The sequence below is a fragment of the Streptomyces cyaneofuscatus genome, from assembly GCF_042718795.1.
GTDB lineage: Bacteria > Actinomycetota > Actinomycetes > Streptomycetales > Streptomycetaceae > Streptomyces > Streptomyces cyaneofuscatus_A.
On the sequence record NZ_JBHXOX010000033.1, the window covers coordinates 46,136 to 66,185 of the forward strand.

At 72.1% G+C, this 20,050-nt stretch carries 20 protein-coding genes; 6 read left to right on the top strand and 14 right to left on the bottom strand.

From position 1 onward, the window contains the following. Positions 1–29 precede the first annotated feature (29 nt). Entirely contained in the window at positions 30–878 is an 849-nt protein-coding gene (locus tag ACFWRT_RS31485) for a hypothetical protein (protein WP_380954651.1), read from the top strand. 57 nt (positions 879–935) lie between these two features. Next, positions 936–3,029 carry an MDR family MFS transporter gene (locus tag ACFWRT_RS31490; RefSeq protein ID WP_380954649.1) on the top strand — a complete coding sequence of 698 codons (2,094 nt, stop codon included), beginning with the start codon at positions 936–938 and terminating at the stop codon, positions 3,027–3,029. 9 nt (positions 3,030–3,038) lie between these two features. Here ACFWRT_RS31490 and ACFWRT_RS31495 read toward each other — a convergent pair whose 3' ends face one another. Beyond that, on the bottom strand, positions 3,039–3,629 hold the full coding sequence (locus tag ACFWRT_RS31495) for a GNAT family N-acetyltransferase (protein ID WP_380954647.1): 591 nt from the start codon (positions 3,627–3,629) through the stop codon (positions 3,039–3,041). A gap of 68 nt (positions 3,630–3,697) precedes the next feature. After that, a complete protein-coding gene (locus ACFWRT_RS31500) occupies positions 3,698–4,141 on the bottom strand; it encodes a YchJ family protein (RefSeq protein WP_380954646.1) in 444 nt (147 codons plus the stop codon). A 159-nt stretch (positions 4,142–4,300) separates the two neighbouring features. Here ACFWRT_RS31500 and ACFWRT_RS31505 point away from each other — a divergent pair, with 159 nt between their 5' ends. After that, the gene (locus tag ACFWRT_RS31505) at positions 4,301–5,782 is read left to right on the top strand and encodes a membrane-associated oxidoreductase (RefSeq protein WP_380954645.1); all 1,482 of its coding nucleotides are present in this window, start codon (positions 4,301–4,303) and stop codon (positions 5,780–5,782) included. 24 nt (positions 5,783–5,806) lie between these two features. Here the strand turns inward: ACFWRT_RS31505 and ACFWRT_RS31510 are convergent, their stop codons facing one another. The 3 genes from ACFWRT_RS31510 to ACFWRT_RS31520 all read right to left on the bottom strand — a co-directional run bounded on the left by ACFWRT_RS31510 (position 5,807) and on the right by ACFWRT_RS31520 (position 7,810). Beyond that, positions 5,807–6,616 (bottom strand): SAM-dependent methyltransferase, encoded by an 810-nt coding sequence (locus ACFWRT_RS31510; protein ID WP_380954643.1) that lies wholly within the window; start codon positions 6,614–6,616, stop codon positions 5,807–5,809. 97 nt (positions 6,617–6,713) lie between these two features. Further along, positions 6,714–6,950: a DUF397 domain-containing protein gene (locus ACFWRT_RS31515; RefSeq protein ID WP_030573999.1), complete on the bottom strand. Its 237-nt coding sequence runs from the start codon at positions 6,948–6,950 to the stop codon at positions 6,714–6,716. Then, positions 6,950–7,810: a helix-turn-helix domain-containing protein gene (locus ACFWRT_RS31520; protein ID WP_380954641.1), complete on the bottom strand. Its 861-nt coding sequence runs from the start codon at positions 7,808–7,810 to the stop codon at positions 6,950–6,952. The genes ACFWRT_RS31515 and ACFWRT_RS31520 overlap by 1 nt, the downstream gene beginning before the upstream one ends. Positions 7,811–8,018: 208 nt before the next feature. Between ACFWRT_RS31520 and ACFWRT_RS31525 the strand changes: the two genes are divergently transcribed. Continuing rightward, complete coding sequence (locus tag ACFWRT_RS31525; protein ID WP_380954639.1) at positions 8,019–8,477, top strand: ATP-binding protein; 459 nt, start codon at positions 8,019–8,021, stop codon at positions 8,475–8,477. Beyond that, on the top strand, positions 8,471–8,896 hold the full coding sequence (locus ACFWRT_RS31530; protein ID WP_380954638.1) for a hypothetical protein: 426 nt from the start codon (positions 8,471–8,473) through the stop codon (positions 8,894–8,896). The genes ACFWRT_RS31525 and ACFWRT_RS31530 overlap by 7 nt, the downstream gene beginning before the upstream one ends. A gap of 39 nt (positions 8,897–8,935) precedes the next feature. Here ACFWRT_RS31530 and ACFWRT_RS31535 read toward each other — a convergent pair whose 3' ends face one another. The 7 genes from ACFWRT_RS31535 to ACFWRT_RS31565 all read right to left on the bottom strand — a co-directional run bounded on the left by ACFWRT_RS31535 (position 8,936) and on the right by ACFWRT_RS31565 (position 16,347). Further along, entirely contained in the window at positions 8,936–9,484 is a 549-nt protein-coding gene (locus ACFWRT_RS31535) for a hypothetical protein (protein ID WP_380954637.1), read from the bottom strand. 596 nt (positions 9,485–10,080) lie between these two features. Continuing rightward, entirely contained in the window at positions 10,081–11,427 is a 1,347-nt protein-coding gene (locus ACFWRT_RS31540; RefSeq protein WP_380954635.1) for a 6-phospho-beta-glucosidase, read from the bottom strand. Between the two features lie 88 nt (positions 11,428–11,515). Further along, positions 11,516–13,075 (bottom strand): cytochrome P450, encoded by a 1,560-nt coding sequence (locus tag ACFWRT_RS31545; protein WP_380955357.1) that lies wholly within the window; start codon positions 13,073–13,075, stop codon positions 11,516–11,518. Between the two features lie 207 nt (positions 13,076–13,282). Next, positions 13,283–13,897 (bottom strand): GTP-binding protein, encoded by a 615-nt coding sequence (locus ACFWRT_RS31550; RefSeq protein WP_010058144.1) that lies wholly within the window; start codon positions 13,895–13,897, stop codon positions 13,283–13,285. After that, positions 13,878–14,249 (bottom strand): DUF742 domain-containing protein, encoded by a 372-nt coding sequence (locus ACFWRT_RS31555; protein WP_026241710.1) that lies wholly within the window; start codon positions 14,247–14,249, stop codon positions 13,878–13,880. The genes ACFWRT_RS31550 and ACFWRT_RS31555 overlap by 20 nt, the downstream gene beginning before the upstream one ends. Then, a complete protein-coding gene (locus ACFWRT_RS31560) occupies positions 14,246–14,653 on the bottom strand; it encodes a roadblock/LC7 domain-containing protein (RefSeq protein ID WP_006128841.1) in 408 nt (135 codons plus the stop codon). Before ACFWRT_RS31560 ends, ACFWRT_RS31555 begins: the two co-directional genes overlap by 4 nt. Then, positions 14,650–16,347 (bottom strand): sensor histidine kinase, encoded by a 1,698-nt coding sequence (locus ACFWRT_RS31565; RefSeq protein ID WP_380955356.1) that lies wholly within the window; start codon positions 16,345–16,347, stop codon positions 14,650–14,652. Before ACFWRT_RS31565 ends, ACFWRT_RS31560 begins: the two co-directional genes overlap by 4 nt. Before the next feature lie 565 nt (positions 16,348–16,912). Here ACFWRT_RS31565 and ACFWRT_RS31570 point away from each other — a divergent pair. Then, the gene (locus tag ACFWRT_RS31570; RefSeq protein WP_380955355.1) at positions 16,913–17,677 is read left to right on the top strand and encodes an IclR family transcriptional regulator; all 765 of its coding nucleotides are present in this window, start codon (positions 16,913–16,915) and stop codon (positions 17,675–17,677) included. A gap of 29 nt (positions 17,678–17,706) precedes the next feature. On the opposite strand, the gene ACFWRT_RS31575 is transcribed toward ACFWRT_RS31570, so the two are convergent. Continuing rightward, positions 17,707–18,213, bottom strand: coding sequence for a MarR family winged helix-turn-helix transcriptional regulator (locus ACFWRT_RS31575; protein WP_380955354.1), 507 nt, complete (start codon positions 18,211–18,213; stop codon positions 17,707–17,709). Next, a complete protein-coding gene (locus ACFWRT_RS31580) occupies positions 18,210–19,973 on the bottom strand; it encodes an FUSC family protein (RefSeq protein WP_380955353.1) in 1,764 nt (587 codons plus the stop codon). The genes ACFWRT_RS31575 and ACFWRT_RS31580 overlap by 4 nt, the downstream gene beginning before the upstream one ends. Between the last annotated feature and the right edge of the window lie 77 nt (positions 19,974–20,050).

The window sequence follows — 20,050 nt, forward strand, 5'->3', positions numbered from 1 at the left end:
TCCGTCCCAGCGCTCACCCCGGAGAAGCCATGACCGCCCCCGCCGGCGCCCGCCGCCCCGCCGTCCTCCTCGTCACCGACCTCGGCTACGAGGCGCGCGGCCGGCGCTACTGCGACGAGGACATCTTCCTGGCGTCCCGGCTGCGCGAGGCGTTCGACGTCGCGCTCTGCCACCCCCGGGACGCGGCCGCGCTGCTGGACCGCTTCGACCTCGCCCTCGTACGCAACAGCGGGCCCGTCCTGCACTACCGGGAGGCGTACGACGCGTTCCGCGCGCGGGCGCTGGAGCTGGGGGTGCCGGTCCACAACCCGCTGGACGGGCGCGGGGACATGGCGGGCAAGGGGTATCTGGTGGAGCTGAGCTCGGCCGGGTTCCCGGTGATCCCGACGGTGGACCGGGCGGCGGATCTGGGGCTGCTGCCCGAGGCCGGGGCGTACGCGGTCAAGCCGAGGCTGGGGGCGGACTCGGTGGGGCTGCGGTTCGTCGGCGGGGAGGAGGTCGCGGGCGAGCTGGAGGGGGAGGGCGAGGGGGTGCTGCTCGTGCAGCCCCGGATCGACTTCCGCTACGAGGTGTCCTTCTACTTCGTGGACGCCGACTTCCAGTACGCGCTGTACGCGCCGGACCCCGAGCGGCGGTGGGTGCTGGAGCCGTACGCGGCGAGCGCCGAGGACCTGGCGTTCGCACGGCGCTTCATCGAGTGGAACGCGCTCGACCACGGCATCCAGCGGGTCGATGCCTGCCGTACGGAGGAGGGTGAGCTGCTCCTCGTGGAACTGGAGGACCTCAACCCCTACCTCTCGCTCGACCGGGTGGACGCGGAGGTCCGGGAGGCGTTCGTGGCGCGGCTGAAGGCGTCGGTCGCCTCGCTGATCGGCTGACGCCCGTCCGGACGGTCCCCGCATGCGGGCGGCGGACGGCGGTGTGAGGGTGCAGAGGTGACCACTGCCAGCGAGCAAGCCCCCGCCGCGCAGAGTGCCGCCGCGCCGCCGCCCGTCCTCGACCGGCGGCGGCGCAACATCGTCTTCGCCACGATCGTGCTCGGCATGCTGCTGGCGGCGCTGGACCAGACGATCGTCGGCACGGCCCTGCCGACGATCGTCTCGGACCTGGGCGGGGCCGAGCACATGTCGTGGGTGGTCACCGCGTATCTGCTCGCCGAGACGGTCGCCACCGTGCTGGTCGGCAAGTTCGGTGACCTGTTCGGGCGGAAGCTGGTCTTCCAGGTTTCGGCGGTCGTCTTCATCACCGGCTCGTTCCTCTGCGGCCTCGCCTCGGACATGCTGCTGCTGATCATCTGGCGCGGGATGCAGGGCATCGGCGCCGGCGGCCTCATGGTCACGTCAATGGCGCTGATCGCCGATGTGATCCCGCTGCGCGAGCGCGGCAAGTACCAGGGCGCGATCGGGGCGGTCTTCGGGATCTCGACGGTGATCGGGCCGCTGCTCGGCGGGCTCTTCACCGACCATCTGACCTGGCGGTGGGCGTTCTACGTCAACGTACCGATCGCCATCGTGGTGGTGATCGCCGCCGCCCGTAACATCCCGTCGGTGAAGGCCGCCGGACGGCCGGTCATCGACTACTCCGGTATCGCGCTGGTCGCCGTCGGGGCGAGCGCGCTGATCCTCGCGACGAGCTGGGGCGGGAACGAGTACGCCTGGGGCTCGCCCATGATCATCGGCCTGTTCCTCGCCGGGATCATCGCCCTGGCGCTGTTCTGCCGGGTGGAGACGCGGTCGAAGGAACCGATGCTGCCGATGCGGCTGTTCCGGAACCCGGTCTTCACCGTCTGCTCCATCCTCAGCTTCATCGTGGGCTTCGCGATGCTGGGTTCGATGATCTTCCTGCCGACCTACCTCCAGTACGTGGACGGGGACTCGGCGACGCTCTCGGGCGTGCGGACCCTGCCGCTGGTCGCCGCCCTGCTGGTCGCCTCGATCTTCAGCGGGACCGTGGTCAGCAGGACGGGCCGCTACCGCGTCTTCCCCATCGTCGGGACGCTGGTCATGGCGGCCGGGCTGTTCCTGCTGTCCCGGATGGGGCCGGAGAGCGGGGTGTGGGTGGAGTCGCTCTACATGGTGGTGCTGGGGCTCGGGATCGGGCTGGCCATGCAGGTGCTGACGATCGCCGTGCAGAACACCGTCGACTACGCGGACCTGGGTACGGCGACCTCGGGCGTGACGTTCTTCCGTACGCTCGGCAGCGCCTTCGGCACGGCCGTGTTCGGGACGATCTACGCCAACGCCCTCAAGCCCAACCTCGCCGACGGGGTCGGCCAGGCGGTGGCGGCGGGCGGCGACCCGGCGGTCCTGGCCCGGGCCTCGGAGAGCCCGCAGGCCCTGCACGCGCTGCCGGCCGCCCAGGTGGAGCCGCTGGCCCAGGCGTACGCGCAGACGCTGCACACCGTGTTCCTGTGGACGGTGCCGGTGGCGCTGATCGGCTTCGTCGTCGCGCTGTTCCTCAAGGAGGTGAAGCTGCGGGACTCGGCCCGGCTCGCCTCCACGGACATGGGTGACGGCTTCGCCCAGCCCGGCAGCGGCGACTCGGAGAAGCTCCTGGAGATCGCGGTGGCCCAGATCCTGCACGGCGCCGGTCCGGACACGGCCCGGCGGATCACCGCCGGTTCCGACACCCGGCTGGACATGGCGGGGGCGTGGGCGGTTATGCAGGTGGACCTCTTCACCCGGCTGGTCGGCCACGCGGGGCTCCGGCTCATCGCGGCCCGGCACCGCATCCCGCCGGAGGTGCTGGTGCCCGTCTTCGACCGGATGATCGAGGAGGGCTATCTGTCGGGGGACGGCCGGATCTTCTCCCATACGGCGGCGGGCCGGCGCGAGGCGGCCGTGATCTCCGACGCCTGGGGCCGCTGGCTCAACGAGCGGCTCGCGGAGGACGGAGCCCGGCCCGACGACGCCCAGCTCCGCATCGCCGTGGACATGATCGCGAAGCGGCTCCTGGCGGAGGACCTGGCCCAGGAGCTGTCTCCGGCCCCGCACCCGGGCGGCTCCGCCCGGGTGGGGGCACCGGCCTGATCCCTCGGGTCAGACGTGGTCCCAGGCCCGGGGGCGGGTCTGCGCCTCCCACTCCGTACGGAGCAGGCCGAGGAGCGCGTTGTCGTGACGGCGGCCCCGGTGCAGGCAGGAGGACCGGCGTACGCCCTCCTGCGTGAACCCCGCCTTCTTCAAGGTGGCGAGGGAGGCGGCGTTGCCGGTGTGGGTGACGGCTTCCACGCGGTGCAGGGGCAGCTCGCCGAAGGCCAGGTCGGTGAGGGCGGTGAGCGCGTCGGCGCCGAGGCCCTGACCGCGGTGCTCGGGGGCGAGCAGGAGGTAGGCCTCGGCGGTGCCGTCGACGAAGTCCTCGTCGGTGAGGGCTACGTGGCCGATGGGGGTGTCGTCCGGGAGCAGGATGAGGAAGTCGTCGCGGTCCCGGTCCTCGATGTAGGAGACGAGCCGTTCGCGGAGATCGTGGAGCGGTCCGGGCCAGACCCCGATCCCCTGGGCGGCGACCGGGTCGGCGCGCCAGTGCTGGATCAGCTCTGCGTCGTCCGGCTCCATGGGGGTGAAGGCCAGGTGCTCGCCGCGCCAGAACCGTTCCCGCACGGCGTACGGCGCCGCCGCTTCGTCGTCGTTCATGCGCGGATCGTACGAGACCGTCCGCCCTGGTGGGAAAGGGTTTACGGGGTCGTGCCGGCCGCCCGGTCTCAGTCGACGAAGACCGCCGTCGCGTAGACCCAGGCGCCCTCGTGGCGGACGAAGCGGCTGTGCTCGCGGAGGGAGTCGGGGCGCCCGTCGTCGGTGTAGTGGGCGCGGAAGGTGACGGTCCCCGTGGTGTGGAAGGCGGTGCCCTCGGTGGTCTCCAGGATCTCCAGCCCCATCCAGCGCATCGCGGGGTCGAAGTCGACGCCCGGCGGCCGGGTCTCGGGGTGCCAGGTGCGCAGGAGATACGCCGCGTCCTGGACGACGAAGGCCGCGTACCGGGAGCGCATCAGGGCCTCGCAGGTCGGGGCGGCGGCGCTGCCGGAGTGGAAGCGGCCGCAGCACTCCCCGTACGTCGCGGTCAGGCCGCAGGGGCAGGGCGAGGCGGGGGTGATGCGCGGGGCCTGCGGGGCGGCGGGCTGCCGGGGGCGGGAGGGGCGTCGTGACATGGGTCCATTGTGGCCTGGGGCCCGGTCGGCGGGTGGCCCGCACCCCTCGACCCCGCGGCGGGCCCGCTCGTGCGTCGGCGGGGACCCGCGTCACCGGCCCCACACGGCCGCTCACGGTGGGGGTTGACACCCCTCGGGGCCACGGGTGAAGGTCCGGCGGTGGAGATCAACGAGCTGACACCCGCCGAACGCCGGGTCCGGGAGGCCTTCGCGAGCGGCGCCCCCGTCGACTTCCGTACGGGATCGGCGGACGACCCCGAGAACGTCGCCGGCTGGGGCGCCGGGCGGACGGTACGGGCCGAGGTGCTGCGCTCCCTGCTGCTCGGCGAGGAGCGGACGCCGGGCGAGGTCGCGGCGTTACGGGTGACGGGGGCGCGGATCACCGGGACGCTCCGAGGGCGCTACGCGGTGGCGGAGTGCGCGGTGCTGCTGACCGGCTGCCACTTCGACGAGACGCCCGACCTGTACGGGGCGCAGTTGCGCCAGCTCGACCTGAGCGGTTCGGTGCTCCCCGGGCTGGACGCGACGGCGGTCCGGGTCGACGGGGCGGTACGGCTGGCCGGCTGCCGGATCGCCGGACCGGTGCGGCTCGGCGGCGCGCGGATCGCCGGTGCCCTGGTCCTGGAGGGCGCCCGGATCGGGGTGCCCGAGGACGGAGGGGCCGGCGAGCGGGACGAGCCGGTCCTGCGGCTGAACCACGCGGTGGTCGAGGACGACCTGTGGTGGCCCCGGCTGGTGGTGCACGGCGAGACCAGGCTCGACGGGGCAGCCGTCACCGGGCAGATCCGGCTGGACGACTCCGCGCTGGGGAACCCCGGCGGCACCGCGCTCCAGGCGGAGAACCTCACGGTCGGCTCGGACCTGCACGCCATGCGCGTCCGGGTACGGGGACGGGTGAACCTGCGGGGCTGCCGGATACCGGGCCAGCTCAACTTCGCCTACGCCCGCCTCTCGCACCCGGGCGGGATCGCCCTGCGGGCGAGCGGCATGACCGTGGGTGAGCTGTGGCTGCGGGAGGCGGCCCCGGTCGAGGGCGTGGTGAACCTGCGGCGTTCGCAGATCGACGTCCTGCACGCCGATCCGTCGGTCTGGCCGTCGGTGGTCCGGCTGGAGGGGCTCACCTACACCTCGCTCCTCCCCCATCTGCCCGCCGCCCGGCGGCTGCCGCTCCTGGAGCGGGAGGAGGAGGGCTATGTGCCGTTCGCGTACGAGCAGTTGACAGCGGCGTACCGGCGGATCGGTGACGACGACGCGGCCCGTACGGTGCTCCTGGCCAAGGAGCGCAGGCGGCGCGGCACCCTGCCGGCCTATGCCCGGCTCTGGGGGCACCTCCAGGACGCGGCCGTGGGCTACGGCTTCCGGCCGGTGCGGGCGGCGGGCTGGCTGCTCTCGCTGCTGCTCGTGGGGACGGTGGCATACGCGGCGCACCACCCCGCCCCGTTGAAGGACGACGAGGCTCCCGGATTCAGCCCCTTGTTCTACACGCTGGACCTGCTGCTGCCCATCGTCGACTTCGGCCAGGAGAAGGCGTTCAACCCGCAGGGGTGGTACCAGTGGCTGGCGTATCTGCTGATCGTGACCGGGTGGCTGCTCGCGACGACGATCGCCGCGGGCGTCACCCGGTCCGTCAGCCGCCCTTGACGGGCGTGTCGGCCCGGTGGGCGGTCAGGGCTTGCGCGCCACTCCCGCGTAGCCCGGGATCGGCTCGTCACCCGGTACGTCGATGACCTCGCCGAGCTCCGGCCGCCAGTCGGCGGAGAGCGAGACGCCCGGCTCCACGAGCTCCAGGCCGTCGAAGAAGGCGGTGAGCTCGGCGCGCGAGCGGGGGCGCAGGGTCATCCCGCGCTCCTTGTACATGGCCCGTGCCTGCGCGGCGCCCTCCGGGTTGAAGTCGCCGGTGGTGTGCGAGAGCACCAGGTAGCTGCCGGAGGGGAGCTGGCCGACGAGCTTGTCGACCAGCTCGGCCGCGCCGTCCTCGTCGTCGATGAAGTGCAGCAGGGCCAGCAGGGAGAGCGCGATCGGCTTCTCGAAGTCCAGGACCTTGCCGGCCTCGGCCAGGATGGTCTCGGGCTTGCGGGCGTCGGCCTGGATGTACTCGGTGGCGCCCTCGGGGGTGGAGCGCAGCAGGGCCGCCGCGTGGGCGAGGACGATCGGGTCGTTGTCGCAGTAGACGATCCGCGCGTCGGGGGCGGTCTGCTGGGCGACCTGGTGGAGGTTCGGCTCGGTGGGTATGCCGGTGCCGATGTCCAGGAACTGGCGTACGCCCCTCTCGGCGAGCCAGCGGGTGGCCCGGTGCATGAAGGCGCGGTTGACCCGGGCCATGTCCCGCCCCCGGGCGTCCAGTTGGAGAAGCTGGCGGGCCATCTGCTCGTCGACCGGGTAGTTGTCCTTGCCGCCCAGGAACCAGTCGTACATCCGGGCGGGATGCGGCTTGCTCGTGTCGATCTCGATGGCCTGGGGGTCTAGCCCGGTCATGGCGCACTCCATGGATTGGGGTCGGACAGGATAAGTGGTGGCGCGTCAGATGGCTTTGCCAGGTGGCTGCTTCAGGTGGCTTCGCCAGGTGGCTGCTTCAGGTGAGAAGGAAATCCGCCTGGCCCGCCTTGGCACCCTGGATGAACGCGGCGATCTCGCCGTTGGAGTAGATGAGCGCGGGGCCGTCCGGATCGGCGGACTGGCGCACCGCGACCCGGCCGTCCGCGAGCTTCATGGCCTCGATGCAGTTGCCCCCGTTGCCACCGCTCCAGGGCTTGTACCAGCCTTCGGAGCCGAGGTCGGCGGCCGGCATGCCGTTGTATATGTGGTTCATCACAGCTCCTTGCGGAAGTCCCGGAGGATTTCCTTCGTGCGTGGTGCAGTCGCGGCCTGAGCCGCCATACGGTCCATGACTTCGAGGTACGAGGCCACCTCGGGCCGGGCGTCGAAGTAGACCGCTCCGGTGAGGTACTCGCTGAAGACCATGTCCGGAAGTTCGGGTACGGCGAACCGGAAGAGGACGAAGGGGCCGTAGGTGCCCGGGTGGTGGCCGCTCGCGAACTCCGCGATCTGCACGGTGACATGGGGCAGCTCGGTGGATGCGAGCAGCTTGTCGATCTGGTCGCGCATCACCTGGGGGCTGCCCACCGGCCGCCGCAGGACGGTCTCGTCCATGATCACCCAGAGCCGGGGGGCGCCGTCCTTGGTGAGCAGCGACTGGCGCTCCATGCGCAGGGCCACATGGCGTTCGATGTCCTCGGGCCGGGTCTGGCCGACGGCTCCGGTGCGCATCACGGAGCGCGCGTAGTCCTCGGTCTGGAGCAGCCCGGGGACGAAGTGCGGCTCGTACATGCGCAGGAGGCTCGCGGCGCCCTCCAGGCTGACGTACATGCTGAACCAGTCGGGCAGGACGTCGTGGAACCGCTGCCACCAGCCGGGCTTGTTCGCCTCCTCGGCCAGGTCGACGAAGGCCTCGGCCTCGTCGTCGGCGATGCCGTAGGCCTTCAGCAGCAGTTGGACGTAGGGGATCTTGAGGCCGACCTCGGCCGTCTCCATCCTCCGTATCGTCGCGGGAGCGACCCTGAGCACCTTCGCCGCCTGGTCGCGGGTCAGGCCGACGCGCTCCCGCAGATCCTGCAGGCGCTTGCCGAGCACGACCTGGCCCACGGTCGGGGCGGACCGCGGTTCGCTCACTTCAGACCTCCCCATGCGCTGTTTTGCGAGCAGTGTGCCACGCGTGCGCCCCCAACGACACAGTCACTCTGAAAATTTCAGAGTGCCCCTTGCCAAGTGTCCCCGTCAGGGGGAGAGTTGGGTGTCGATCCAGTTCGCTCAGTCATGACCGCTCCCTCGCACACCGGGGAACGAAGCGTGACGCAGCCCCCACTGTGAGGAATCGGTCGTGGCACCTGGCAGTGCGCTCATCCCCCGGCTCACGGACCTCAGCCCCGGGACGGAAGCGCTCCGTTACTGCTTCGCGCTGCCCGCGCACCCCGAGTCGGTGGCCGGCGCGCGGCAGCTCACCCGGGCTCGGCTGGAGAGCTGGAAGCTGGGCGGCGATGTGTACGACGCGGCCGTTCTCATCGTGTCCGAGCTGGTCACCAACGCGGTCGTGCACACCGCGAGCACCCGTGTGGTGTGTGAGCTGCGCTGTCTCGGCAGAAGGCTGCGGATAGCCGTGCAGGACCAGGGGCACCAGCCCGGCGGCCCCCGGCTGCGCCGCTGTTCCGACGACGAGCACGGGCGTGGCCTGCTGCTGGTGGACACGATGAGCAGCGCGTGGGGCTCCCATGACGCCGGGGACGACTCGGGGCGCATCGTGTGGGCGGAGCTCCCGCACGGCGTGGAGCAGCCATGCTGAGGAACGCGCTGTCCCGGCTGCTCGGCACGCCGCGCCCGCAGGCCGCCGAGGAATCGCGGGGCGGCCGGGTCCGGTTGTCGCTGCCGCCGTCGATGACGGCCAGCCTGGGCTGCGACGCGGTCGGCGTACCCGCGCTCCACGGCTTCCGGCTGATGTCCCATCTCCCGCGCGCCGGCTGTGTGTTCGCCGACGCGGACCGCTGGTGGTGGATCGTCCCGGCCGGCTCCGACCTGGACCTGGACTGGCCCGAGCAGGTGACGTACGCCCACGGCGCCGACGTCCCCGCCGTGCGCCCCCGCCTGATCCACTCGCCGGACGGCCTCACCCCGTACACCCCGCCGATCCCGCTCTTCCTGATGGTCTGCCAGGTGGTGGGCGTGGTACCGACCTGGGCCAGGAGCGTCGTCCCCGCCCCCTGAGGCCGTGTGGACCCCAGCCACGAATGCGATCTTGTGGTGTCACAGTGCCTCTTCCATGCCGGGAATGAGGACACGCAGGAGGTCCTGGCCTATGCGGTTCTGTTCGTTTCGGAGGTATTCGCCGTCTCGGGAGGGGACGACGTCGAAGAGGAAGTAGCGGGACTTCACCGTGAAGGCGAACCGCATGTCCTGTTCCTCGTCCTTCGGCCACACCCCGTATGAATCCTGTTCGGCCATGCCTTGAGACACAAGCTCTGCCTTCGGGTCCTTGACCACGCTGAGATAGAGCGACTGATCGACTTCCCTGACGGCGGCGTAGTTCAGGCGGCTGCCCCAGGTGCACCCCCACGGCCGCTTGCCGACCTCCTCCTCCAAAGGAGTACCGACAAAAGGCTCGTAGGTCTGGATGAAGGTTTCTCCGACGAACTCGACGTCGAGCAGAGAACATGCCTGCACCGTACGGCTGGGTGACGGGGAGGGCTTCGCTGCCGTCTGCTCGGCTTCCGGCGTTGAACAACCCACCACGGCGAACAGGCTCCCTAACGCCCACACCCCCGCATGCGCCACACGTAGACCCAGCTTGATCATTTTTCCCCCAGGAAGCTGTGGAGCGATGCGCGGAGCCGATACTCACGGTAGCCCGTGGGTGCTGCTCACGCAGCCGCCGCCTCGAAAAACAGACGGCTGTCAGGCTCGGAGCGTTCAGAACTCGAGTGCGGTGCGCCGGCCACCGGGCCGTCCTGACCGCGACGACGGCGAGACGCTCGCCGGACGCATCCCGTACGCCGATCTGCGCGTGATCCACCAGGCCAGGCACTTCCTCCGAGAGGACCGCTCCGAGGCAGTCGGGGGTGCCCGCCCGGTCCGCGTTTCCGCTACTTCCTCCTCCTCTTCTGCCGGACCATCACGACAGTGGCCACCAGAGCTCCGAACACGAGCATGGCGATCGTGCCCACCGGGTCGTCCGAGTTGTACGCGGCCAATGGCATACCTGTCTCCTCTTCTCTCCTCCATGACCTCCCCCTCTACCATGCCCTCATCGCATTACTCGAAGCTGACTCTGCGGGCATCGGCTTGCTCGCCTTGAGGAGATCTGAGACGAGGCCGACCCCGATGTGCCTGCCGGTGAACGGCAAGGGCACTTCCGGCCCGGCCGACTCCGCGCCTTCCAGCTCTCTCGGCCCCTACGGCCGGTCGAGATAGCCGAGTTGCGGGTGGACCTCGGTGTATCCGTCCACCAGCCGCCGCGCCACCGCGACGGAGTCGACCAGCGGGTGCAGCGCGAAGGCCCGCACCGCCGCCGCCCGCGACCCGCTCTCCGCCGCCTCCAGCACCGTACGCTCCACGGCCTTCACCGCCGTGACAAGACCGACGGCGTGGTACGGGAGCGGCGAAACGGCCACCGGATGGGCCCCGTTGGCGTCGACGAGGCAGGGCACCTCCACCACGGCATCGGCGTCCAGCACCGAAAGGCCCGTGCGGTTGCGGACGTTGAGGATCAGCGAGGTGCGCTCGTTGCGGGCGACGGCGCGCATCAGGGAGAGGGCGACCTGTTCGTAGCCGCCGGATTCGAGGTCGCTCTCCTCGCGCTCCCCCGCCCCGGCGACGTCCCGGTTCTCCGCCATGTACGTGGCCTCGCGCTCGGCACGGGTGCGGTCCCAGGTGGACAGGGCCGGGGTGCCGGGCTCCCGCATCCGGGCGTAGAAGCCCTCCTGCTGGTCGCGGAGGAAGGCGCCCCGGGTCTGCTCGGCCTCCTGGTAGGAGCGGACGGCCTCGCGGTTGAAGTAGTAGTAGTGCAGGTATTCGTTGGGGATCGCGCCGAGTGACCGGAGCAGTTCCGGGCCGAAGAGCCGGCCCTCCTCGAAGGAGCCCAGCAGCTCCGGATCGGCGAGCAGCCGGGGCAGTTCGTCGCGCCCGTCGACGTACAGGCCCCGTACCCAGCCGAGGTGGTTGAGTCCGGCGTAGTCGATCCAGGCCCTGTCGGGGTCGGCGCCCAGGACCCGGGCGATACGGCGGCCGAGCCCGACCGGGGAGTCGCAGATGCCGATGACGCGGTCGCCGAGGTGGCGGGACATGGCCTCGGTGACCAGTCCGGCCGGGTTGGTGAAGTTGATGGTCCAGGCGTGCGGGGCGAGCCGGGCGATGCGCCGGGCCAGCTCGACGGCGACGGGCACGGTCCGCAGCCCGTACGCGATGCCTCCGGCGCCGACCGTCTCCTGGCCGAGCACACCCAGGTCCAGGGCGACCCGTTCGTCGGCGGCCCGGCCGGCGAGACCGCCGACACGGATCGCGGAGAAGACGAAGTCGGCGCCGCGCAGGGCCTCGTCGAGTTCGGTCGTGGCGACGACGGCGGGCGCGTCCGGGATGCCGCGTGCCTGTTCCTCCAGGACCCGGGCGACGGCGGTGAGCCGGTCGGCGTCGGTGTCGTACAGGGTGACCCGCGAGACGCGGCCTTCGGCGTGATCGCCGAGCAGGGCCCCGTACACGAGAGGCACCCGGAATCCGCCACCGCCAAGAATTGTCAGCTTCACGCTGCTCGATGGTACGGGGGTGCGCCCCGCGCACGTCGGCGGCGGCACCGGAGCCCGCATACGGGTCCGGTGCCGCCGCCGGACCGGGTCAGTAACCGTTCCACCAGCGGGAGACGGCCTGCCAGAGCCGGGCGGGCGCGGCCGGACGGCGCTGCTGCGGGACCACGGCGGTTTCCGGCGCCGGCTCGGCGGGTGCCGCTGCGGGAGCGACGGCCGGGCGGGGCTGCGGCGCCGCGCCCGGGGCGTGGGCGGGCTGCGTCCCGGCGAGGGAGTGCGCGGGCTCGGGGACGGGACGGGCGGGCGAGGAGATCTCCCAGTCACCCGTCGGGCGGACGGCGCGGGCCATCACCGAGAGCGGGTCGGAGTCCAGCTTCTGCTGCGGGCTGGGCGCGAACTTCACCGGCAGCTCCACCAGGTGGCGGGACATGATGTTGCCCACCCGGCGCAGGTCGCTCTCCTGCACTCCCAGCTCCAGGTCCGGCAGGCGCATCAGGAGGGCGTCGACGCCGACGTCCGCGATCGCCCGGCCGATGTCCTGGCCGGGGCACTCGTGCGGGCCGCCGCTGAACGCGAGGTGGGCACGGTTGCCCTCCATGTTGGCGGTGAGGTCCGGGCGGACCGTGGGGTCGGTGTTGGCCGGGGCGATGCCGACGAGGAGGGCGTCGCCCGCCTTGATCTGCTGGCCGCCGAGCTCGGTGTCGCCCACCGCCCAGCGGCCGAAGACGGCGGTGAAGGGCGGCTCGTCCCAGAGGGTCTGCTCCACCGCCTCGGGCACGGTCATGTGGCCGCCGCTGAGCCGGGCGCGGAAGCGCGGGTCGGTGAGGACCATGCGCAGCACGTTGGCGATGAGGTTGGCGGTGGACTCGTACGCGGCGATGAGGATGAGGCGCAGGTGCTCCACGACCTCGATATCGGTCATCGTGGCGGGGTGCTCGACCAGCCAGGAGGCGAAGTCGGGGGCCGGTTCGGCGCGGCGGCGCTCCACGAGGCGGGTCAGCACGGCGACGATGTGGGCGTTGCTGGCCACGGCGGTCTCGGTGCCGCGGGTCATGTCGCGGGCCGCCTGGACGAGCCGCTCGTCGTACTCCTCGGGCATCCCGAAGATCGCGCACATCACCATCATCGGCAGATGGTCCGCGAACTGGGTGACGAGGTCGGCGCTGCCCTTCTCGGAGAAGTCGTTGACCAGGCGGTTACTGAAGCGGTTGATGTGGCGGCGCACCCCGCGGGTGTCGATGCGCTCCATGCTGTCGGTGACCGCGCCGCGCTGCCGCTCGTGCTTGGCGCCGTCGGCGAAGACGCAGACGGGCTGCCAGGTGAAGATCGGGGCGAGCGGGTGGTCCGGGGCGACGCTGCCGTCCTGGAGGGCCCGCCAGCGCCGGGAGTCCCGGGAGAACTGGGACGGGGTCCGGGTGAGGTGCAGGTTCTCGCTGTGGCCGAGGACGAGCCAGGCGGGTACGTCGCCGTGGAGCAGGACCGGGGCGACCGTGCCGTGTTCGGCGCGGAGCTTGTCGTAGAGGCCGGCGGGGTCGTTCTCCGCCTCGGGGCCGTACAGCCGACGCAGACCGCCGGGGCCGGTGCCGAGGTTGTGGGCCGGGCACTGGGGCGGCGGGGCGGCGCCGGGCTCGTGGTGGAAGGGGGTTGTCACAGTGGCTCCAGGGATCAGGACGGCCAAGGGGCGAGCGCAGGTGGGCAGGGTGTACGAGGGAGCGCGCGACGGGGGAACGGCGCGCGCTCCCGGCCTCGGGACGGCCGGGAACCGTCCCGAGGCCGACGGGCATCGGGCGGGCGGGAGCGGCCGGAACCGCTCCCACGGGACAGGCGAGGCGAACGGCCGGAACCGCTCCGAGGCCCATCAGGCGAGCGGGACGGCCAGGCTGTGCAGATAGCGCATGAGGGTCATCAGCACATCGCGGCTGGAGGCCCGCAGCCGGGCGTCGCAGTCGATCATCGGGACCTCGTCCGGCAGGTCGAGGGCTCTGCGCAGGGCCTCGACCGGGTGGTGCGGTGCGTCGGGGAAGGTGTTGACGGCCACCACGAACGGCACGCCGCGCTCCTCCAGCCGGCCGATGACGTCGAAGCTGACTTCCAGCCGCCGGGTGTCGATGAGGACGACGGCGCCGAGGGCTCCTTCGAAGAGGCCGTTCCACAGGAACCAGAAGCGTTCCTGGCCGGGGGTGCCGAAGAGGTAGAGGATCAGCTCCTCGCTGAGGCTGATCCGGCCGAAGTCCATGGCGACGGTGGTGGCGGTCTTCGTCTCCACCCCCGCGTTGTCGTCCACGCCGACGCCGGCCTGGGTCATGGTCTCTTCGGTCGTCAGGGGCCGGATCTCGCTGACCGAGCCGACCATGGTCGTCTTGCCGACGCCGAACCCGCCGACGATCACGACCTTCACCGCGGCGGTGGCCGTGGTGGGGAGGACGTCCTCGGTGCGGGGTCCGGTGATCGTGTCAGAGCTTCTGAAGTCCATGCATCACCGCTTCGAGAAGGGACCTGTCGGGGAGTGTGGCGCGGACGATCGGCGCTCGCGACTCGATGAGTTCGGTCGCGAGGAGATCGCTCAGGAGCGAGGTGACCACGCTGAACGGCAGGCTGAGGTAGGCGGAGATCTCGGCGACCGATAAAGGCGCCTGACAGAGCCGCAGGATCGCGGCCTGCTCCGGCTGGAAGGTCGGCGAGGGCTCTGCCTGCGCGACGACCATCGTGACCAGGTCGAGCGCGGCGCGCTCGCTGTCGTCGAGGTCGCCGGTGATCACGTACAGCCGTTCCGGATCGCTGAGCGCCGGATCGGTCTTGCGGCGTTCTCGTCGGGGTCCGCTCATCCGGACTGCCCGCCGTGGCGGGGCGGACTGGTCAGGTGGGCGCCGATCCGCACGACCATGTCCCGCATCCGGGCGCCGACCAGACCGGCGTCCACGGTCTCGCCCGCCAGCACGGCGAGGTACGCGCCGGTCCCGGCCGCCATCAGGTAGAAGAAGCCGCCGGTGACCTCGATGACGACGAGCTTCATCAGGCCGTCGCTGTAAGGGATCTCGGTGGCCACGGCGGCCGCCAGGCTCTGCAGCCCGGCGCAGGCGGCCGCCAGCCGGTCGGCGACATCGGGGTCGCCGCCGTGCATGGCGATGCGCAGCCCGTCCGAGGAGAGCACCACGATCTGGTGGATGCTCGGCACGTCGTCGGCCAGTTCCTTGAGCATCCAGTCCATGTTTCCCCGCTGCTGGATCACTTCAGGTCTCCCTTGTCCCACGCGTCATCGGAGTCTTCGCCGTGCTTCGGTTCCTGCGGTACGCCGTTGACGGCCTTGGTGAAGGCCTCCAGCCAGAGGCCGGGCGGCTTTTCGCCGGAAGCGCCGGAGCCGCCGGTCCCGCCGGGTCCGGCAGGCCCGCCGGAGCCGCCGTGTCCACCGTCCGGGTGTCCGCCCCGGCTCGGCGGGCCCCCGTTGACGGGGGCGGGGGGCGGCGGGGGCTGCTGCGGCAGGTTGTGCGAGCCGAGCGGGGCGCGGCCCCGGCTGCGGCGCTGCGGCAGTCCGTTCTCGGTCCACTCGGTGACCACCGGGACGTCGTCCTCCATGGCCGCGGCGGGCGTGGCCGGACGGGCGGCCGCGGCGGGGGCACCGGCGGGCGCCGCCGCGACCACGGAGGCAACCGGGCCGGTGGCGGCGGGCTTGGGCTTGGACTTGCGCTTTCCGGGCGGCGGCACCACGTGCTGGAGCTGCGACATGTCCAGCGAGCTGGTGGGCCGCGAGGTGGCGCCGATGCCGTGGGCGATGCCCGGGGCGGGCCCGGTGGTGATCATGTCGCGCGGCACGATGAGGACCGCGCGGACCCCGCCGTACGCCGACTGGCGCAGCGACACCTGGAGCTGGTACATCCGCGAGAGCCGTCCGACGACGGCCATGCCGAGCCGCGGGGACTCCCCGAGGTCGTTCATGTTGATGCCGGCCTGGGCCTGGGCGAGCATGTTCTCGGCCCGGGCGCGGGCCTCCTCGCTGAGGCTGACGCCGCCGTCCTCGATCTCGATGGCGATACCCGTCTGCACCTCGACCGCGGTGACGTGCACCCGGGTCTGGGGAGGCGAGTAGCGGGTCGCGTTGTCGAGGAGTTCGGCGCAGGCGTGGATGAGCGGCTCGACCGAGGTGCCGACGATGGCGACCTTGGCGATCGAGTGCAGATCGACGCGCTGGTACTCCAGGATGCGGGACATCGCGCCGCGCAGCACGCTGAACAGCGGTACGGGCTTGGGCCACTGGCGGCTGGGGCGGGCACCGCCGAGGACGGCGATGGAGTCGGCGAGCCGGCCGATCAGCGCGGTGCCGTGGTCGATGCGGAGCAGGTCGTCGAAGACCTCGGGGTTGCGCCCGTAGTGGTCCTCCATCTCCCGCAGCTCACTGGCCTGGCGGTGCACGATCGCCTGGACGCGACGGGCGACGCTGACGAAGGCGCGCTGCGCGGAGTCACGCCGGGCTTCCTCGTTGTCGATGACTTCGAGGACCTGGTAGATCTGCTCGCGCAGCGCCTTGGGCAGATGCCGGTTGGCGGGGTCCGCGTCGACGATGTCGCGCATGACCTCCTCGGGCGAGTTGCCCACCCGCAGGCGCCGGATGGCGGCGGGCATGACCTCCTTGGTGAGCCGCACGGTCTCGGAGTCATGGTTGAGGATGCGGTGTTCCAGGTAGGCGACGCGCTGTTCGTACTCCGCGCGCTGGGCGGCCATGGCGCGCCTGCGGCGGTGCAGCGCCACGGTGAGCACGGCGACCACGAGCGTGGTGATCGCGCCGCACACGGCGACTGGTATCCGCGCGGCCGGGACCACCAGGGCCACGCCGGCGGCGGTGGCGCCGGCCAGCAGGACCACGGGCGGCAGGACTACGCGGACGACGGAGACTTCTCTGTCGGTCGGCGGTGATTCAACACGGACCATCTAAAACCCTCTGGCGGTTGATTCCGGGATGTATACGCACGTGAGCGGAGACTCAGGAACAAGTGCTCGAATTCGCATCAACTCGACTTCACTGCGCGTGAGCTTAGCCAGATCAGAACAGGGGATCGGCATATTCACCCAACCCCCTGCGGGAGCCCGCGAAGAGGAATACACTCGCCAGTTTCGCCACTCACCGCTGTGGAGCGTGCGCGGGGAGTGACGATGGCGGGAAAGGGGCTATGCCACACCCTCCACGTCCCGGTTGACGGTACGGAAGTAGCCAGAGGTAGGTGATACGCGGTCAATTCTCCCGAGTGATGGTTGATTTCGTACCGCAGAACAGGACAGAGGCACAGGTGATCGAACCGGATCGAAAGGAACAGATTCCTGAACACTCGGCGGGTGACCCGGAAAATCACTGTGCTGACGCGTATACGACCGCAGATTCCCCGGACCCTCCGAGCGCCCCGCGCGGGCGGTGCCGCAGCGAGGATCATGGCGGTCGGCGCCACCCCGCGGTGGCGTCGGCGGGTACCCGGAGTGACGACAGGGAGCGGGCGGAAGCATGACGGCGACAGGTGACTACACGATCGCTTCGCTGGATACGGGGCTCCGCGCCATGCGGCTCTTCCTCACCCATGACACCCTCACCGTCACCGAGGCCGCCGAGCGCCTACGCGTCGGACGGTCCACCGCTCACCGGGTGCTGAGCACGCTGGAGAGCCGGGGGTTCGCGATCCGGGACACGTCGGGGCGCGGCTACGCGGCGGGCCCCGAACTGGTGCGGCTCGGCCGGCCCGCCGGGTTCGGCCGCGCGGCCCGCGACCGGCTGGGGCCGGTGCTGGAGGACGCGGCCGGGCGGACCGGGGAGACGGTGTGGAGCGCGGCGCTCATCGGCGACCAGGTCATCGTCACCGACGGGCGCGAGTCGCCCCATCCGGTGCGGGTGGCGCTGGAGTTGGGGCGGACCGGCCCGGCCCACGCGGGCTCGGGCGGGCTGCTGCTGCTCTCCCGCATGACGGCGGACCAGGTCTGCGCGCTGTACCCGGACGAGGAGCTGGAGGCGCTCACCCCGGCCACGCTCACCTCGCGGACGGCCCTGCTGGACGAGCTGGCGGTGATCCGGCGGAGGGGTCACGCGGTCAGCCGGGGCGCGTCCGTCCCGGGCATGACCACGGTCGCCGTCGCCCTGGCCGGGTCGAGCTGGCGGGACCGGCTCGCCCTGGTGGCCGCGGCTCCGGCGGACCGGTCGGGCGACGCGGCGCTGGCCGAACGGGCGGAGCGGCTACGGGAGTCGGCCGCGCTGTCGGCGCCCGCACCGCCGCCCTGACCCGGCCCGGCCAGGGGCGTACGGAGCACTCAGCGCCGCGCCCCGCCGATCCGCCCCTCCAACTGCACCAGCAACTCGGCCAGCCGGGAGCCGAGTTCATCGCGGCTTCCGTCGTCGAGGCCGGAGAGCACCGCCCGTTCGTACGCGAGCTGCTGCGGCAGCAGACGGTCGACCAGGGCGCGGCCCTCGTCGGTGAGGCGGACATGGGCGACCCGCCGGTCGCGCTCGTCGCCCCGGCGGTCCACCAGGCCGCGTTCCTGGAGGGCCCGCAGCCGCTTGGTGACGGCGGCGCCGGAGGAGAAGGTCTCCCGGGCGAGCTCGCCCGGCGTGAGTTCCCGGGCGGTACGGCGGACGGCGCCGAGGAGGTCGAACTCGGGGCGGGTCAGTCCGGCGGAGCGCAGCGGGGCGTCCTCCGCCTGCTGGAGCAGGGCGGCGCAGCGGTTGATCCGGCCGATGATCTCCATCGGGCCGGTGTCGAGCTCGGGGTCGACGGCCTGCCACTGCCGCACCACCAAGGCCACGATGTCGTCGGTCACGCTGCTCCGTTCGCAGGGGCCGGGGTCACCGCGCCGCGCCGCGTCCGTGGGGCGCGGACCGGCGGGCCCGGCCGTTGTGCTGTCGCGGCGAGCGTACGGTGTCCGGCCCGCTCGGCCGCGACAACCTCCTGCTCGGGCAGGGCGCGCTGCCACCACTCCCCCGCCGCGATGTCGGCGGCCTCGCGCAGTTCGACGAGGCGCGCGGTCAGCGCGCGGCGCGCCCGGTCGAGTCCGGCGGGGCCGGTGCGGGCCCGGTCCGCGTACGCCCTTTCGGCAGCGCTCCGGGCCTGTGCGGCGGCTTCGAGGGCACGCTCGACGCGGCCCGCCGCCCGCCGGTTGGTGACGAGCGCCGCCGCGAGGAACCCGGTCAGCGCACCGAGGACGGTGTCGAGGACCCGGTCGCCGACCAGCTCCCCGGCCGGGTGGGCTCCGCCGAACTCCAGGACGAGGAGGGCCATGGGGGTGACGGCGACGGAGCCGAGCCAGTAGTTCCGGGTGATCAGGGCCTCGGCGGCGAAGCTGAAGAAGAGGCAGCACAGGACGAGCGGGAGCGGGCCGGTGCGGGAGAGCGGCAGGACGGCGGCGAAGACGAGGACGCCCAGGAAGTTGCCGAGGGTGCGCTGGAGGGTCCGGTTCCAGGTGAGGGTGGTGTTGGCCTGGTAGAGGGAGGCGGCGGTGACGATGGCCCAGTAGGGGCGGCCGACGCCGAGGGCGGCGCAGAGGTAGCCGGCGAGCGCGCAGCCGATCAGCGTACGGGCGGCCACGGGCAGCAGGTGCGACCCGGGGCCGAGGCTGCGCAGCAGCGCGCGACGGGCGGCGCGGCGGCCACCGGAGGCACGCAGGGCGGCCCGCTCGGCGTCGATCCCGTACAGCTCGGCCCGCTCGGCGTCGATCCCGTACAGCGCGGCGGCCGTGCCTGGTGCGGGTGGCGGTTCGGGGACGGGTCCCCGGGCGCGGGTCTGCGCGGCCCACGCACGCAACCGGTCCGGATCGTCCGGGCGCGCGGAGGCGCCGGCCGCCTCGGCGTGCACCACCAGCCGTTCCAGGGAGCGCCGTACGGGGGTGGGCCGGCCGGAGGCGAGCAGGCACTGCCAGGCGGCGTGCACGGCGGCGGCGGCCGAATGGCGCGTACGGGGCCCGGGTTCGGCCACCCGGTCGGCGGCGGCTTCGAGGGCGCGGGCGACCGCGCGGCGCTCGGGCCCCTCACGGCGGATCAGCGCGGGCCCCACACAGACGAGCCAGGCCACCGCACCCGCGCCCAGGGTCAGCGCGAGGTGAGCCGGGACCTGGCCGAGGCGTTGCGGGGCGAACAGCGCGGCGGAGCTGACGAAGGTGAGGATCACATGGCCGGGCGGGCCGATCCGGACCGCGTCGCAGGCCACCTTCTGCGCGGCGGCGAGGAGCGCGCCGACCGCGACGAGCACGGCGGTGGAGTGCGTGAGCGAGGCGGTGACCAGTGCGGCCGCGAGCCCGGCGGCCATGGAGAGCACGACGCCCGCCACGGTCCGGGCGCGCCGGGCGTACGGCAGGCCGTGTCCGTACAGCGCGCAGAGCGAACCGGCCATCGTGTACATCACGAGGTCGAGCCGGCCGAGGACCAGGAGCGTCAGCTGCGGTACGGCGGAGGCGACGACGACGCTCAGCGCGGGCTTGAACCAGGTGTCCGAGGGGCGGCCGAGGCGCAGCGGGGCGGCCAGCGGAAGGCTGCGGGCGAAGGGCCGCCGGGGCCGGGTGGACGCGTCACTGGGTGTATCGCTCACCCATATACGTTAACAGGTATTACACCTGTAAAAGATTTACCCTCTGTCGCGCCGCCCGGCCGTCCGGCACACTGTCC